This window comes from Brumimicrobium sp. (genome assembly GCA_023957385.1).
GTDB lineage: Bacteria > Bacteroidota > Bacteroidia > Flavobacteriales_D > Crocinitomicaceae > Brumimicrobium.
The window spans coordinates 2,581,237-2,598,379 of record JAMLGZ010000001.1 but is presented as its reverse complement, the minus strand read 5'-3'; the positions used below and the strand labels follow the sequence as shown (position 1 = coordinate 2,598,379).

The following is a 17,143-nucleotide window of genomic DNA, read 5'->3' as shown; positions in this document are numbered from 1 at the left end:
CATAACTATCCGAAACTTTTTCAGAAAATCATATTAAAAATTAAAAAACCGAAACAGTCTTCTTAAATTTGAAAATCACGACAAAATTCAAATGAAATGGGACTGTTTCGTAGGAACAAAAATAACAATAAGCCTGTAATTCGTCAAATTATTGACTTAATTCCTCAACATTTATTAGCAAGAGTTATTCAACAGCATAATTCTGACAAGGGATGCCATAAATACAAGACTTATGACCAACTTGTTGCAAATTTGTTCGGACAGCTGTCTCGATGTAGTACTTTAGAGGATATTTCTGTTGGTATTGGTGTGTCGAAAACCTTTATTCGGGACTTAGACTTAAAACAAAGTCCTGCAAAATCAACGATGAGTGATGGGAATAAAAAACGTAGCCACAAAGTCTTTGAGAGTCTGTATATGAGTTTGTTAAGCTACTACGGTAATTTATTGAAAAGACATACTCATCGAAAAGTAGTAGAAGAAGTTAAAAATCAAACTATTCTTCTTCGTGATAGCAGTACAGTTAGCGTGTGTCTAGGGCTTTTTGATTGGGCAAAGTTTCGGACAGCAAAAGGAGGAATTAAAATCCATACGCAATGGGATGAGGCGATGATGATGCCTAACCTTGTGAATATCACTAATGCATCTATTCATGACAGAAAAGGATTTGAAGAAATTGTTTTCCCAAAGGATACGATTATTGTTGAAGATAAAGGATATTGGGATTTTAACATCATTAAAGCTAGGGTGTTGTCCCAAAATGTTTTTGTTACAAGAATAAAAGAAAACACTGTTTATGAAGTAGCTGAAGAATTAGATCTTCCAGAAAATGAGGATCAACATATTTTAATAGACGAGATTATTTATTTGACAGGACAAAAAGCAAAAGAAGTTGGGATAAATCAAATGAAATTCAGAAAGGTTGTAGCCTACCATGAAGAGAAAAATACAACGATAGAAATTATAACTAATAATCTTTCTTGGAAAGCTTCAACAATTGCAGAACTATACAGAAGGCGTTGGGATATAGAAACTTTCTTCAAGCTTTTAAAACAAAATCTCAATGTCAAAACTTTTATAGGAACTTCTGAAAATGCAGTAAAATCACAAATATTTATTGCATTAATTACCTATTTACTACTTGAACTTTTACGAAGAGTTGGGGTGTCAGGGAAAACGGCTTTTTCAAACTTTGTAGAAAAAATAAGAATTTGTCTGCCATTCTATCTTTCCTTAGATTATGTTATAAATACTATCCGACCGATTGTCCAAAAAGCAGAGAAACCTCCTCCAGAAGATGATTTGTGGACAACGGTACAACTCCAAATGTTTTAACTGTTTGACTTTTTTTCTCACATTATGATTATTGACTATTACAAATAGGACGATACAGGATGTTTTGTATCAAATTTTAAAAAACTTTCGGATGAATGTGATAATTTATAAATACAAATATGAATAAAAAAATAAGACTTTAGAAAGTTATCGAAGATTTGATGAATATAGGTTGTCTAATTTTATTCTCCCAAATGCATGAAATCCTTCTTTTTTAGAAGTTGTTCCTCTGTTTCTCGGTAATTTGGATCATCTACACAACAGTCAACAGGACAAACAGCAGCACATTGTGGCTCGTCATGGAAACCTTGACATTCTGTGCATTTATCAGGAACAATGTAATATATATCTTCTTCGATGGCTTCATTGCGTTGATCAGCATCTGTAGATATTCCATTGAGTGTTGTAATCATCCCTTTTAAGGAAGTGCCATCTGACCAAGCCCATTGAGCGCCACCTTCGTAAATTGCATTATTTGGACATTCTGGTTCACAAGCTCCACAATTAATACATTCGTCAGTAATCACTATTGCCATTTCTCCTTTTTTTAATGTTTCTTCCTTACATTTGCAAATATACAAAACCTTTGAAAAGGAAATAGTGGAATAATAGAATAAAATGTAGTATTGTCCAATGGATACAAATAAAATAATTGAAGCTTTCTTAGTAGTAGGTGATTCCTTATCTAAATGGAGTACAGGAGGTGATAAGGCTCTTTTTCATCCTATAGTTCAAGAGCGTTTTTATGATAAAATGTTAGCAAACATCGAGTTAGCAGAGATTCATAATAAATGGTTTACGAAAGAAGCGGTTAATGAAAGTTTCTTAAACTTTGGGAATATCCTGACTAAGAATAACTTGGGAGCTTGGGTGAATACTTATGTCCTTGTCAAAGAGCCTAAAGATGTAGGTCTTATTCTTGCTGGAAATATTCCACTAGTTGGTTTTCATGATATACTTTCTACCATTTTTTCAGGAAATAGAGCAATGATTAAATTGTCTCGTGATGATAAATTTTTGTTACCACTTTTATTAGAAATTGCGGTAACGATTTATCCAGAGATTGAGGAGCATTATGAAATAGTTGAAAAATTAAATAGGATTGAAGCAGTGATAGCTACAGGTAGTGATAATACTTCGCTCTATTTTGAAAAGTATTTTGGTCATTTACCTCGAATTATTAGAAAAAACAGAACTTCCGTAGCTGTACTATCAGGGAATGAAACAACAGAAGAACTTCGATTATTAGGAAAAGATATTTTTGCTTATTTCGGATTAGGCTGTCGCAATGTTTCTCATTTGATTTTGCCAAAAGGATATGATCTAAATAAATTCTTTGGAGCTATTGTAGATTATGGAGATGTTATAAATCATAATAAATACGGTAATAATTATGATTATTATCGTGCTATTTTCTTGATGAATCAAGAACCCATACTGGAAAATGGTTTTTTATTAACCCGAGAAACAAAGGATTTATTTGCACCAGTTGCTGTACTTCACTATCATTTTTACGAATCAAAAGAAGAGGTGGATGTGTATCTGTCTGAACATGAGCAGAAAATACAAGTTATAGTAGGCCACGGATACACTTCTTTTGGACAAACACAGTCACCAGGACTATGTGATTACGCAGATAATGTAGATACAATGGAATTCTTAACTCATTTATAGAAGTAGATAAAAATTTCTTCTATATTTGTTAAAAATAGAATCTAAGAAAATGGGCTTACTAAAAGATAAAGTTGTTTTAATTACAGGAGCTTCCAGAGGAATTGGTAAAGCTATCGCTCAGAAATGTGTAGAAGAAGGTGCTAAGGTAGCCTTTACGTATTTATCTTCCGAAGAGAAAGCCAATGCTTTAATTCAAGAATTGACTAAAAATGGAGGAGAAGTAAAAGGTTTTAAATCTGACGCTTCTAATTTTGAGTCTGCTCAAAAATTGGTTGATGATGTGGTTGCTTCTTTTGGAACAATCGATGTATTAGTGAATAATGCAGGAATTACGCGTGATAACTTATTGATGCGCATGACTGAGGAGATGTGGGATGAAGTAATGAATACCAACTTAAAATCTGTATTTAACTTAACCAAAGCCGTTCAACGTCCTATGTTGAAAGCTAGAAGTGGTTCTATCATTAATATGTCATCGGTTGTGGGTGTTTCTGGAAATGCTGGACAATCTAATTATGCAGCCTCTAAAGCGGGCATGATTGGATTTACCAAATCAATAGCACAAGAATTAGGCTCTCGAAATATTCGTTGTAACGCGATTGCGCCTGGATTTATCGAAACTGAGATGACAGCTGTATTAGATCCTAAAGTTGTAGAAGAATGGAGAAATAATATTCCTTTAAAACGAGGAGGAACTCCAGAAGATGTTGCAAATGCGGTTGTTTATTTAGCTTCTGACATGTCGGCTTACGTTACAGGACAAACACTTCACGTGTGTGGAGGAATGTTGATGTAATTATAAGGCAAAGTTTATCTCATAAGCAAACTGCCGTCTCCATAACTGAGAAATCGAAAGTTATTTTGCAAAGCATAGGTATATATGTCTTTCCAGTTCTTACCAACTAATGCTGCGACCAAGAGTAAGAGCGTAGATTTTGGCTGGTGGAAATTAGTAATCAAGCCTTTGATAATTTTAAACTTATAACTAGGAGCTATGATAATGCCTGTTTCAATGATAAGGTGTTGCATGTGTCGCTCTTTCATCCATTGAATAAGTGTTGATACTGCGCTTTCAGAAGAATGCAAAGTTATATCTTCGTAAGGTTCCCATTGTGTAATACAAAGTTCTTCAATTGAAATATCAGGGTTGTTACAGATTTTATTTCCCATCCAATAAATACTTTCCAAAGTTCTTGTTGAAGTAGTTCCAACACTGATAATTGTTTTATTTAGCTGTGATTCAAGTTGTTTTAAGAAATCAATAGAAATATCCATCCATTCATTATGCATAACATGATCCGCCATCTTTTCAGAACTTACAGGTTTAAATGTCCCTGCTCCCACATGGAGTGTAGTGAATAAAGTAGGGATATGTTTTTCTTTAAATCCTTGTAGCATCTCTTGAGAAAAATGGAGTCCAGCGGTTGGTGCTGCAACGGAGCCTTCATGAGAAGAATAAACTGTTTGGTATGTACTTTCATCTTCTTTCTTTGCTTCTCGTTTGATATAAGGTGGAAGTGGAGTAAGTCCTGCATTTTCAATAATTTCACCCACTGAAATTTCTTTTGGAGTCCAAGAAAATTCAACAACATTAGAATCGGGTAGTCTATCGATTAATTTTGCTGTAAGCAGCACCTCTTGATTTTGAACGGAAATTGTCTTTTCAAGAAAAGGTTCTTTCCATTTTGCTATATTACCCACTAAGCAACGCCATTGATCTTTTTCCGTTTTTTGAAAGTGAACGGCATAATCAACAAACTCTTCATTTGGTTCTAGACAGAATATTTCAATTATAGCACCAGTCTGACGTTGGAATTTAATTCTGGATTTAATAACACGTGTGTCATTAAAAACAAGTACTGCATCTTGAGGTAAATGTTGCTTTAAATTTCGGTAGATATCATCTGAAATTTTATGATTCTTATAAATCAATAGTTTAGAACTATCACGTGGTTCGACAGGCTTGTAGGCGATGTTTTCATCGGGTAACTCGTAGGTAAAATCTTCTATCTTTAAATCTTTCGGATGCATGTTGCGAAGGTATAAATTTAATTGCCTAGATGATATGCTAAACAGCTTCTTTTCCTCTTAACTGTTCATCATTTGGCATAATTGTGGATAACTTTCATTTTCAAATAGAAAATAAATTTCTATTTTAGTCAGTCCAGAAAACAAAACTATAAAATTATGATGAGAAGACTATTACTTGTGGGATTGGGCCTATTTATAACAGGAGCCCTCTTTTCTCAAGATTTAACCGACAAAGAAAAAGCCTATCAGGATTCGATAGCAGCTGTCAATCAGGAAAATGCGACGACTGCAGAGAGTCAGGAAGCTTATAACAGAGGAATTGAGTTGTTTCGAAAGAAACAATATGTTCAAGCAATTAAGGAATTTGAAAAATCAATCAGTTTAGATCCCAACTTTAAAGCAGCCTATTATAATAAAGGGGTTGCAGAAAATGAGGCTTATTCTTATGCGGCTGCTGTAACAACTTTTACACAATTATTGGAAAAGGACCCAACTTATACAAGAGCTTTACCACAAAGAGCTATTGCTTACCAAGGCGTTGGGGATTTCTCCAAAGCAGAGGCAGATTATAAACAAGCTTTGAAAGCAGATCCAAAGAATCCAGAAATTCATTATAATTATGGAACACTTCAGTTTCTACAACAAGATTACGATGGGGCAATTAAGTCCTTTACTTCTACAATTGATTTAAAAGGAAATTTAGCCTACGCGTTTAATGATAGAGGTAGCTGTTATCGAATGAAAGGAGAGTATTCTAAAGCTATTGCTGATTATGAAGAAGCAGCTCGTAAAAATCCGAGTTTAGCATTTGTTTTGAATAATATTGGCACCACCAAATTCAAGATGAAAAATTATGATGGAGCTATGGATGCATTTAATCGTGCAATTTCTATTGATAGCAAATTTCATCTAGCATTTAATAATAGAGGAGCTGTACAAATGGAAAGAGGGAAATTAGATGAAGCACTGTCTGATTTTGAAAAATGTATTGCTATAAAGAGTGATTATGCTCCAGCTTATGCAAACATTGCAGCAGTAAAGTTCAAAAAGGAAGACTATCAAGGCGCAAAGCAATCAGCAGATAAAGCCATACAGTTAGATAAAGATTATGCTTCAGCACTAGTGAATAGAGGAATGATTAAAGAAATGTTGCGTGACATGGGAGGTGCATGTGAAGATTGGGAAAGAGCACAGCAACTAGGTTCTGAAGTAGCGGGAAAATATATTTCTCAAAATTGTGGATTTTAATATTGAACAACTATGAAAATAATAAACATATATATAATGATAATTGCCCTTCTTGTAGGAGCTGTTTCTTTTGGGCAAGATGTTGAATTTAAGAAGAAGAATTTTAAAGATGGAGATGATGCTGCTTTTAAAACCGCAGTGGATGCTATTAAAGAAGCTGAACCATTTTTTACAGCAGGTTCTCAAGCTATTTTTGAAGTTAAAGACCCAGGATTAAACTTTAAGAAGGCACTCCAGAAATTTGAAATTGCCCAAAAATTCAACCCTGATAATGCGCAAAATAACTTTAGAATTGGAGTTTGCTATTTGTATTCAACTTCACCTTACAAAGGAATTCCCTATATTGAAAAAGCAAATCAGTTAAACCCAGCATGTGACCCATTTATGAGCTATTACTTTGGATATGCCATGCAATTACAAGGGAAATTTAGTGAAGCATTAGAAGCATATAAGAAATTTGAAGATGGATATAAGAAGGCAGATAACTTTAATAAATTTACTTCACAACACAAAAAAGAATGTGACTATGCAAAGAAAATGATGGCTGATCCTGTAAGATGCTGGATAGATAATGTAGAAGAAATTAACTCTGAATTTGATGAAATAGCACCAACTATTGTAACAGATGCATCTGAAATTATATTTAGCTCCAACAGACCTAACAGTAATAAGCCGAATGAGGTGGGAGATTATGATTATGATATTTATATTTCTTACAACGATGATGGAAAATGGGAGAAGGCTAAACTACTTCCGGGCTCTGTGAATTCCTCTTTAGATGATATTGTGAATAATTTATCATACGATGGAACTAGATTATTGCTACATAAGGATAATGGAGGTCAGACAGATATCTATGAATCAGAGCTAAAAGGCGCTAATTGGGGCACACCAGTAATTATGCCTATTCAGATTAGTTCATCCAAAGCAGATGATATGTATGGTTCATACAATCATGATGGATATAATATCTACTTTGCTAGAGGGAATAGAACAAATGAAAAAGGGACAAGCATTATGACTTCTGGAATGCAAAGTAAAATGCAAAAGAATTATGGCACCGCTGTATTAGTTGGTGAGGTAAGTTCATTGTTTAATGATGGACCAGTTTATCTCCATATCGATGGAAAAACAATGTATATAGCATCACAAGGACATGAATCTTTAGGGGGATATGATATTTTTATTTCTAAAAAGGTACAAGGTAGCTGGACAAAACCAGTGAATATGGGGTATCCAATTAATACAGCTTATGATGATTTCTTCTTTGCAGCTACAGCCAATGGAAAGTTTGCATACATTTCATCTAATCGACCTGGAGGTAAAGGAGGGTTTGATATCTATAAGGTTACTTTCTGGGGAGCACCTAAAAAACCTATTTTAGATATGGAAGATTACTTGCTTGCATCTATTGCAAAACCAATTAAGGATCCAAAAATTGAGGATGTGGTGGATGTAAATAAAATATCCTTAACAGTGTTTAAAGGAAAAACTATCGATGACATGACAGAGAAGCCAGTAGAAGCACAAATTGATATCATTGATAATAAAACGGGAAGTATAATAGAACAATTTACGACTAATAGTGCAACTGGTAAATTTTTATTGTCATTAACAGCTGGTAAAAACTATGGTATTGCGGTGAAAGCAAATGGATATTTATTCCACTCGGAGAACTTTGATATTCCAGATAATAGTGATTATAATTTGGTAGATAAAACTATTCGATTAAAGAATATTAAGATAGGAAGTAAAATTGCTTTACGTAATATCTTTTTTGATACGGGAAAATCTACTTTAAGGCCGGAATCTAATGCAGAGTTAGACCGTCTGGTAAAGTTATTGAAAGATGTACCAAGTTTAAAAGTAGAAATTTCAGGACATACGGATAATACAGGCTCGGCAAGTATTAATGATCAATTGTCTCAAGACAGAGCAGATGCAGTAGTGAATTACTTAAAAACAAAAGGGATTGCGGCAAATCGTTTAACAGCTAAAGGATATGGTTCTAATCGTCCAATAGCCAGCAATGCTACTCCACAAGGTAAGCAAGAAAACCGTAGAACAGAGTTTGAAATTATAGGTAACTAATAAATAGCATTAATTAATAAAAAGAAAGCCTACGATTTATTTCGTGGGCTTATTTTGATAAAAAAAATATGACAAGTCAGCATATTGAATATTTCTTAAATAAGTTTAAGGCGATTACTTTTATTGACGAAGAGTCTCTTCAAAAGTATAGCCATGATGAAACTGAGGACTTATCTTTTCCTCCTCATATTGTAGTAAAGCCTAGCACAACTGCTGAAGTAGCTGCTATTCTAAAATATTGTAACACTCATCAGATTCCTGTAACTCCATCAGGAGCCAGAACGGGCTTGAGTGGAGGTGCTTTACCTGTAAATGGGGGAGTGGCTTTGAGTTTGGAAAGGATGAATAAGATTTTAGAGATTGATGAAAATAATCATCAAGTAATTACCCAACCAGGTGTCATTACGCAAGAATTACAAGAGGCGGTAAAGACAAAAGGACTCTTTTATCCACCAGATCCTGCCTCTAAAGGGAGTTGTTTTATTGGGGGTAATATCTCAGAAAATAGTGGTGGACCCAAAGCTGTAAAATATGGTGTTACTGCTGATTATGTGTTGAATTTAGAAGTAGTTTTGCCTTCAGGAGAAGTGATATGGACAGGAGCTAATACACTCAAAAATGCTACGGGATATAATTTGACCCAATTGATAGTGGGGAGTGAAGGAACTTTGGCTGTTGTTACTAAAATTGTATTGCGACTAATTCCTCATCCTACTCATGATATGTTGATGTTAGTTCCTTTTTTCCATGCTAAAGATGCTTGTCAAGCTGTTGTTGAAATTATGAAAAATGGAATTACTCCAAGTGGATTAGAATTTATGGAACGAGATGCTATAGCTTGGACACTTGATAAAATACCATCTATTCAGATGGAGGTGGATGAACTACATGAAGCGCATCTATTGATAGAAGTGGATGGCTTTGATGAAGATAAATTGATGAAAGAATGTGAACAAATTGGATCTGTATTAGAGCAGTTTGAAATAGGAGAAATCCTTTTTGCAGATTCACAAGCACAAAAGGATAAGCTTTGGGAGGTACGAAGAAAGGTTGCTGAAGCAGTAAAATCAAATTCAATATACAAAGAAGAAGATACCGTTGTTCCCAGATATGAACTTCCTAAACTTTTGGAAGGCGTAAAACGTATTGGATTGAAATATGGTTTTAAATCTGTGTGCTATGGACATGTGGGGGATGGGAATTTACATGTAAATATTATTAAGGGGGACTTAACAGATGAGCAATGGGATAGAGAATTAACCAAAGCTATTCGTGAGATCTTTCATTTAGTTGTTAAATTAGGTGGTACAATTTCAGGAGAGCACGGAATTGGATGGGTGCAAAAATCATATATGGATATTCCTTTTTCTCCAGTGTCTCTTGATTTAATGAGAGGAATTAAAAAGATTTTTGATCCGAATGGTATTATGAATCCGAGAAAAATATTTGATTAAGATATTATTTATCTTCCTCCCAGAATTCATCTTCTGTGTTTTCTTCAAACATAAGTTCTTTATGGAATTCATCAATTTTGGCTAATTGTTCTTCAGTTGCGTGTTTTTGAATGATCATAAAGAGTTCGCGCTCTTCAAAGCGTACATGCCTTTCTAATTCCTCCTCAATGTGATGGAGAGATTTTTCAATGTCTTTAGTGTCGTTAAAAAGACGAGTTAAACGGCGGTGTTCACTCATTGCTTTCTTAATTAATTCATGATCTTCTCCCAAGATAGGAAACATATACTTTTCTTCCCCTCTGAAGTGTGGCTCAATAAAATTAACAAAAAACCAGTCTGTATATTTCTTAATGCGTTCAACAGGAATTCCATTTCCAAATCCACGTCTAATTTTCCATCCTAATAATAAACTATGGTGGTGTTCACGACTAAAAGGCTTAAGAGATTCGTGACGTTTAATTGGTTTGGTCTTATTTTCCATATTGCTACAATTATTGTGGTGTTATCATAATATGTGCGTGATAAGTTCCCGCATCCATTAACCAAGGCATTCCCGGTTTTGTAGGTTTGGTTGGAAGTCCAGTTGTTTCCTGAGTGGCATAAGGAGTATAAACCACATAACGTAGTTTACCGTCTTTTAAAATGCCTGTGTTTTTATCTAAATTATCGTCAATACCAGTAAAAACATAAAGGATACTTTCTCCTTTAGGATATTTTAATTTTCCAGATTCAACTTCTTTAGTTCTAATCTCAGCTATTTCTTTTCCATTTTTTCCAGCGCTTCTAAGATCTCTTCCTCGTTGCATATAATCATCTAAATCCTTGTGGTAACAAGAAACTTCTATTCCATTCTTTTGAGGATCATCAGCCACGCAAGTAAGATAGCCATCTGAATCTTTTAAAACGACAAGTTCATTTTTCTCATTATAGCCCAAAACTTTTGCATGGTTTTGTTCCTCATCGGTGAGGAATTGCAGAGCCATTTTAATTTGAGTCTCTTTATTTAAAATAACAACCTTTTCTTGCGTAAAAGCAAAGCTTCCAGTAATAATGATTAAAATGGATATGATGTGTTTCATATTGATATATAAAAAAGGGGAATAAATTCCCCTTCAAATTAAATGAATTTTAAAGCCTCATCATAATTTGGCTCGTCCGTAACTTCATCCACCATTTCAGAGTAAATCACATTTAGATTTTCATCTGTAATGATAACTCCACGTGCATGTAAACCTTTTAGAGGCCCGCTTTCCATGATAGAACCAAGTTTTTGAGCATCATGATATCTGAAATCAGAAGTTGTGATGGCGTTGTCAATTCCTTTAGTTGAACAAAAACGAGATTGTGCAAAAGGTAAGTCCATAGAAGTAAATACGAGCATTACATCATCTCTTCCTTTTAATTTTTCAGCAAATTTGGTTAAATGCATAGCGCATACACCTGTGTCCACACTAGGAATTGTGTTAAAAACTATCTTTTTGCCTTTTAAATCGTTTGTGTTAATTTCAGATAAATCTGATTTTACCAATTTCATTTCTGGTAATTTGTCACCTTTTTTTGGGTAATTGCCATTTGTTGTGATGGCGTCTCCGTGAAATTTTATATTCATTTTTTTAAATTTTAATAATACATTCTTTATTAAGAAACCAATAAAACACTAACTTGTTTAACAAAATTAAGAATAATTCTAAATAAGACAAATGAAATAAAAAAAAGGAGAGTAAAAACTCTCCCTTGTCATAACTATATCAAAAAGCAATTACTTTTTTAAATGTTTTGCATATCTATTCTTGAATTTATCAATACGACCAGCTGTATCAACAAATTGTTGAACTCCTGTAAAATAAGGATGTGATTTGTAAGAAATATCCAATTTTACCATTGGATACTCGTTTCCGTCTTCCCATTTCACTGTCTCGTTAGATTCAGCACAAGAACGTGATAAAAACATAAAATCGTTGGTCATGTCTTTAAAAACAACTACACGGTAATTTTCTGGATGTATATCTTTTTTCATTATAATATAAATTTCTTTTTTCTAAATCGGACGGCAAATATAATAATTAAATTTCATTCTTACAATTACAAATGAAAAAGTTTTTTTAAATAATTCATTCAATGAATTGCTAAAAGTATATTTCTTGTGCCAATCTGTAAGTATTTGCATGGGCCTCTACGATGTGTTTGATCTCTTTGGAGTATCCTCCTCCCATGCTGACTACGATTGGGACGTTTAATTCTTTAGCTAAATTCAATACAATATGGTCCCTTTGTTTACAACCATCTTGTGTTACGGCTAATCGACCTAATTTATCAGTCTCTAGAATATCTACTCCTGATTGAAAGAATATAAAATCAGGTGAAAAATGAGTTAGAATTTGATCTAACGATTTTTCTAATGTGTAAAGATAATCTTTGTCTTTAATGCCATCAACTAATGGGATGTCTAAATCAGAAACTTCTTTTTTGAGTGGATAGTTGTTTTTTCCATGCATGCTAAAGGTAAATACTTCTGGCGTATTTTGAAAAATCTCTGCAGTTCCATTTCCTTGATGAACATCTAAATCTATGACTAGAACATTTTTTGCTAATTGTTGATTTAGTAGCCATTGAATAGCAATAGCTTGATCATTCAATAAGCAAAATCCCTCGCCGTGGTCCGTGTAAGCGTGATGAGTGCCACCTGCAATATTCATGGAAATACCGTATTGTAAGGCGTATTCAGCACATTTGCGTGTTCCTTCCATGATTAATTGTTCACGGATTATTAGTTTTTCATCGTGAGGGAAGCCTGAAATACGTTGTTCTTTAGGGGTGATTTTGAGCTGTAATAAGTTGTCAAAGTATTGCTCTTGATGCACAGCTAAAACATCTTTCTTAGCGATCAAACCTGGTTGAAATAGGTTGTCCTGTTCAATCGTTCCTTCCAATAATAATTGTTGTGGTAGTAACTCATATTTTATCATAGGAAAACGGTGTCCTTCTGGTAAAGGTTGAATAAACGCATTATGGAAAGCTATCTTTAGCATTTGAAAATTAAATCAAAATCCAATATTACTTATTCCAATTGGTAACAACAAAAAAGAGGAAAGCTAATTTGTTTTATGCTTTCCTCTAATTATTACTTTGTTTTTTTATTTACACCAAATGTTCCTCTTCTTCATTAATTGGTTTTCTAAACACCACTTTTCCATCGAATAAATCTACCACCACATTTTGATTAATATCAATAGTTTGTGCAAGCAGCTCTTTCGACAATTCATTTAAGATGTTTTTTTGAATGACTCGTTTTACTGGTCGTGCACCAAAGTGAGGGTCAAAACCTACTTCAGAAATCCATTTTACAACATCATCTTTTATAACTAAGGAGATATTATTTTCTTTGAGTTGTTTCTTTAATCCAGTTAATTGTATTTCAACAATTTGGCGGATATCTGTTTCTGTCAAAGGCGTGAATAATATCTGTTCATCGATTCTATTCAAAAATTCTGGGCGGATTTGTTGTTTGAGAAACTCCAGTAATTCCTTTTTTGTTTTTTCTTCAATAAGTTGGAGATCTTTGGGTTTTGCTCCCTCAAAATTACTTTGTATAATGTCTGCTCCCATATTGGTGGTCATAATTATCAACGTGTTTTTAAAGTTAACCACTCGCCCTTTGTTATCAGTAAGTCTTCCGTCGTCTAAAACCTGTAATAAGATATTAAAAACGTCGTGATGTGCCTTTTCAATCTCATCTAGTAAAATGATAGAGTAGGGGCGTCGTCTAACAGCTTCTGTCAACTGACCACCTTCATCATATCCAACGTATCCCGGAGGCGCTCCGATTAATCGACTAACACTATGCTTTTCTTGATATTCGCTCATATCAATACGAGTCATGGCATTTTCGTCGTTAAATAAATATTCAGCTAAAGCTTTTGCAAGTTCAGTTTTACCGACACCAGTTGTACCCATGAATAAGAAAGAGCCAATCGGACGACTTGGATTCTGTAATCCTGCACGATTCCTACGTACGGCATCTGAAACAGCTTCAATGGCTTCCTCTTGTCCAACAACACGGTGACGTAATTCATCTTCTAAACGAAGGAGTTTTGCGCGTTCACTTTCCAGCATTTTAGAAACAGGGATTCCAGTCCATTTTGAAACCACGTCAGCAACTTCTTCGGCATCAACTTCTTCTTTAATCATTTTACCAGCTGATTGTAGTTCGGCCAATTTTCCTTTTCCTTGCTCCACCTTATCTTCTAATTCCTTGATTTTTCCATAACGTAATTCAGCAACTTTTTCATAGTTACCTTCACGTTCAGCTTGTTCAGCTTGTAACTTAATAATTTCAATTTCTTCTTTTGAGATTTGAATTTGATCTAATACATCTTTTTCAGCTTTCCATTTAGCCATTAGTTCATCCCTCTTTTCGGTAAGATTTGCTAATTCAGCTTTCAAGTCAGCCAATTTTTGCTCATCATTTTCACGTTTAATTGCTTCTCGCTCAATCTCAAGTTGCATGATTTTACGTTCAATTTCATCCAGTTCTTCTGGTTTTGAATTAATTTCCATTCTCAGTTTGGATGCTGCTTCATCAATTAAGTCAATTGCTTTGTCTGGTAATTGTCTGTCTGTAATATAACGCTGAGAGAGTTCCACTGCTGTAATTATTGCATCATCTTTAATCAATACCTTGTGATGATTTTCGTATTTCTCTTTGATACCTCTCAGAATTGAAATCGCATCTTCAGGAGAGGGCTCATCAATTAACACTGTTTGGAAACGACGTACCAAGGCTTTGTCCTTTTCAAAATACTTTTGATATTCATCGAGGGTTGTAGCTCCAACCGCTCTCAACTCGCCTCTTGCTAAGGCTGGTTTTAAAATATTGGCTGCATCCATAGCACCTTCACCACCGCCTCCGGCACCAACAAGTGTATGAATCTCATCTATGAAAAGGATAATCTCTCCATCCGATTTAATAACCTCGTTGATTACGGCTTTTAAGCGTTCTTCGAATTCTCCTTTGTATTTTGCACCAGCAACTAAGGCTCCCATATCGAGTGCATAAACCACCTTGCTTTTTAGATTTTCTGGTACGTCTTGTGAAACAATACGTTGTGCAATTCCTTCAGCAATTGCAGTTTTACCAACTCCGGGTTCACCTATCATAATAGGATTATTCTTAGTTCTACGAGTTAGTATCTGTAGCACTCGTCGAATTTCTTCATCTCGCCCTATGATTGGGTCTAATTTCCCTGTTTTTGCTAATTCATTTAAATTATTAGCAAATTTATCAAGGGATTTGTATGTACCATCTTTGCCTTGAGAATTAACTGTTTCTCCATCTCTTAAATTCATAATTGCTTTTTTTAGTGTGTCTTTTGTTATTCCATTGTCGTTTAGTAATTTGGAAATACTATCATTTCCATCGAGTAAAGCATAAAGAAGAATTTCTAACGAAAGGAATTCATCTTTAAAATTACGCATTTCATTCATTCCATTGTTTAGTACCTTTTGAAGGGTGTTGCTCAGATAAAGTTGACTTCCGCCTTGTACTTTTGGATAAGATTGAATAATAGCATTTAACGTTTTGGTAAATGTGTTTAAATCCTTTTTAACCTCTTGGAAAATAAAAGGTATAACGCTATCATCAACGGTTATCATTCCACGCAACACGTGTCCCGTTTCGATAGCCTGTTGACTATTTTCGGTGGCAATTTTCTGGGCTTCCATTACTGCCATTTGTGTCTTTGTTGTCCATTGATTTGTATCCATTTCTTTTTAAATTTTACTGTTCTCCGTAAATCAATTTTTTAACCAAATCAAAAAACATCATTTTTCACGACAAATTGACTTAGCCTAATTAAAATACACGACATTATGACATAAAATTGGTGTTTTGTATTCTTAGTTTTATTTGTATATCCGAGAGTGTGACTAGAATTATTTTATTTATATTTGTATTTAACATATATGTTTAATAATAATATGAAATTTAATTTACTTTTAATTTTAACAGGAATTTTTGTTTCATTTAGTTATTTAAATGCGCAGACCTATTGTGTACCTAGTTATTTTGATGGTTGTTCAGATGGATCTGACATAAATACCTTTACTTTAGTTGGTGAAAATGGAACTCAGATAGACGATCAGAATACGGGATGTTTTAGTGGAGGTTATGATGATAGGACGAGTTTAGCGCCAATTCAATTGTATCAAGGTGCGAATTATACTGTGACTGTCTCTACGGATAAGGCACCTGAAGCAGACCCTGATTTTCCAATATATGAAGCAGGAGTAGTAGGAGTGGTATGGATTGATTTTGGTGATGATGGCATTTTTGATGTTGCGGATAAAGTAGGAGAGACTCCAGGTTTTATTCAAACCAGCAATACTACTTTTACAATTTCTATCCCAGCTGCTGCTGCAACAGGTAATCATAGAATGCGAGTTGTTGTTGGATTAGGAATTAGTGTTATGGGGATGCCTCCAGGTTCGGACAATGTAGTTTCTTGTCCAGACTTTGCAGTAGATCCTATGACAGGTATATCAGGAGAGGTACATGATTACACAATTACAATATCAGAGCCTGGGGCTACAAATTGTGATAATTTTATTGTTAATTTAGGCGCAGATACAGTTATCTGTTCAAATGCTGCCATTATTTTAAATGCAGCTATTCCTGGTTCAACTTCTTATTTATGGAGTACTGGAGCAACAACCTCTACGATTAGTGTAACAACACCAGGTCTTTATACCGTTCATGTTACAGGTGGTGCTTGTGAGACTGATGGCTCAATTAATGTTAGTGTACAGAATGTTCCAAATGCGGTTGATATAAATGTAAATTCTCTAGGTAATTTGGAGTATGAGTTTTCAGTAAATGGGGCAACTGATGTAGGTACTTACTCCTGGAATTTTGGAGATGGGACAAATGGTACGGGAGCAACAGTTACTCATACTTATGCTAATAATGGTACTTACAACGTTCTTTGTATCTTAGAAAATAATTGTGGAAATAAAGTGCTTTCTAAGTCTGTAAATACAGTTGAAGCTGGCTTAAGTACACAAGCGTTAGAGAACTTAATCCAAGTATATCCAAATCCAGTTAAATCTGATTTTAAGATAACTTTAGGATTAAATGTAGTTGCTGAAAGAGTTGTCTTTATGGATATATTAGGAAATATTATTCAATTGAAAACTAGTTTCAGCGAAAACACTTATCATATGAATGCTTCCTCATTGTCTAACGGTACATATTTCGTGAAGATATATACTGATAAAGGACTTGTGACTAAGAAGCTGATACTTGTTAAATAATA

General features: G+C 34.3%; 15 protein-coding genes. 7 read left to right on the top strand and 8 right to left on the bottom strand.

From position 1 onward, the window contains the following. The first annotated feature begins 96 nt into the window (after window positions 1-96). Entirely contained in the window at window positions 97-1,335 is a 1,239-nt protein-coding gene (locus M9897_11325) for an IS4 family transposase (GenBank protein ID MCO5269469.1), read from the top strand. Window positions 1,336-1,517: 182 nt separating this feature from the next. Here the strand turns inward: M9897_11325 and M9897_11320 are convergent, their stop codons facing one another. After that, a complete protein-coding gene (locus tag M9897_11320) occupies window positions 1,518-1,871 on the bottom strand; it encodes a 4Fe-4S dicluster domain-containing protein (GenBank protein ID MCO5269468.1) in 354 nt (117 codons plus the stop codon). A 97-nt stretch (window positions 1,872-1,968) separates the two neighbouring features. On the opposite strand from M9897_11320, the gene M9897_11315 reads away from it, so the two are divergent. Together M9897_11315 and fabG are read left to right on the top strand one after the other, a co-directional pair. Next, on the top strand, window positions 1,969-3,009 hold the full coding sequence (locus M9897_11315) for an acyl-CoA reductase (protein ID MCO5269467.1): 1,041 nt from the start codon (window positions 1,969-1,971) through the stop codon (window positions 3,007-3,009). A gap of 49 nt (window positions 3,010-3,058) precedes the next feature. Further along, window positions 3,059-3,805 carry a 3-oxoacyl-[acyl-carrier-protein] reductase gene (fabG, locus tag M9897_11310; protein ID MCO5269466.1) on the top strand — a complete coding sequence of 249 codons (747 nt, stop codon included), beginning with the start codon at window positions 3,059-3,061 and terminating at the stop codon, window positions 3,803-3,805. Window positions 3,806-3,819: 14 nt separating this feature from the next. On the opposite strand, the gene M9897_11305 is transcribed toward fabG, so the two are convergent. Then, entirely contained in the window at window positions 3,820-5,040 is a 1,221-nt protein-coding gene (locus M9897_11305) for an S-adenosylmethionine:tRNA ribosyltransferase-isomerase (protein MCO5269465.1), read from the bottom strand. A gap of 156 nt (window positions 5,041-5,196) precedes the next feature. On the opposite strand from M9897_11305, the gene M9897_11300 reads away from it, so the two are divergent. The 3 genes from M9897_11300 (at window position 5,197) to M9897_11290 (ending at window position 9,833) form a co-directional block, all read left to right on the top strand. After that, window positions 5,197-6,288 (top strand): tetratricopeptide repeat protein, encoded by a 1,092-nt coding sequence (locus M9897_11300; protein ID MCO5269464.1) that lies wholly within the window; start codon window positions 5,197-5,199, stop codon window positions 6,286-6,288. 36 nt (window positions 6,289-6,324) lie between these two features. Next, entirely contained in the window at window positions 6,325-8,379 is a 2,055-nt protein-coding gene (locus M9897_11295) for an OmpA family protein (GenBank protein MCO5269463.1), read from the top strand. A gap of 68 nt (window positions 8,380-8,447) precedes the next feature. Beyond that, entirely contained in the window at window positions 8,448-9,833 is a 1,386-nt protein-coding gene (locus M9897_11290; GenBank protein ID MCO5269462.1) for an FAD-binding protein, read from the top strand. A gap of 4 nt (window positions 9,834-9,837) precedes the next feature. On the opposite strand, the gene M9897_11285 is transcribed toward M9897_11290, so the two are convergent. From M9897_11285 to clpB, 6 genes are all read right to left on the bottom strand, one after another. Continuing rightward, window positions 9,838-10,314 carry a hemerythrin domain-containing protein gene (locus tag M9897_11285; protein MCO5269461.1) on the bottom strand — a complete coding sequence of 159 codons (477 nt, stop codon included), beginning with the start codon at window positions 10,312-10,314 and terminating at the stop codon, window positions 9,838-9,840. Window positions 10,315-10,324: 10 nt separating this feature from the next. Continuing rightward, the gene (locus M9897_11280; protein ID MCO5269460.1) at window positions 10,325-10,912 is read right to left on the bottom strand and encodes a hypothetical protein; all 588 of its coding nucleotides are present in this window, start codon (window positions 10,910-10,912) and stop codon (window positions 10,325-10,327) included. A gap of 38 nt (window positions 10,913-10,950) precedes the next feature. Next, on the bottom strand, window positions 10,951-11,442 hold the full coding sequence (tpx, locus tag M9897_11275) for a thiol peroxidase (GenBank protein ID MCO5269459.1): 492 nt from the start codon (window positions 11,440-11,442) through the stop codon (window positions 10,951-10,953). Window positions 11,443-11,592: 150 nt separating this feature from the next. Then, complete coding sequence (locus tag M9897_11270; protein MCO5269458.1) at window positions 11,593-11,850, bottom strand: type B 50S ribosomal protein L31; 258 nt, start codon at window positions 11,848-11,850, stop codon at window positions 11,593-11,595. Between the two features lie 109 nt (window positions 11,851-11,959). Beyond that, complete coding sequence (locus M9897_11265) at window positions 11,960-12,862, bottom strand: histone deacetylase (GenBank protein MCO5269457.1); 903 nt, start codon at window positions 12,860-12,862, stop codon at window positions 11,960-11,962. 109 nt (window positions 12,863-12,971) lie between these two features. Continuing rightward, window positions 12,972-15,596, bottom strand: coding sequence for an ATP-dependent chaperone ClpB (gene clpB / locus M9897_11260; GenBank protein ID MCO5269456.1), 2,625 nt, complete (start codon window positions 15,594-15,596; stop codon window positions 12,972-12,974). 213 nt (window positions 15,597-15,809) lie between these two features. On the opposite strand from clpB, the gene M9897_11255 reads away from it, so the two are divergent. Continuing rightward, window positions 15,810-17,141, top strand: a complete 1,332-nt coding sequence (locus tag M9897_11255; protein MCO5269455.1) for a PKD domain-containing protein — start codon at window positions 15,810-15,812, stop codon at window positions 17,139-17,141. Window positions 17,142-17,143 lie beyond the last annotated feature (2 nt).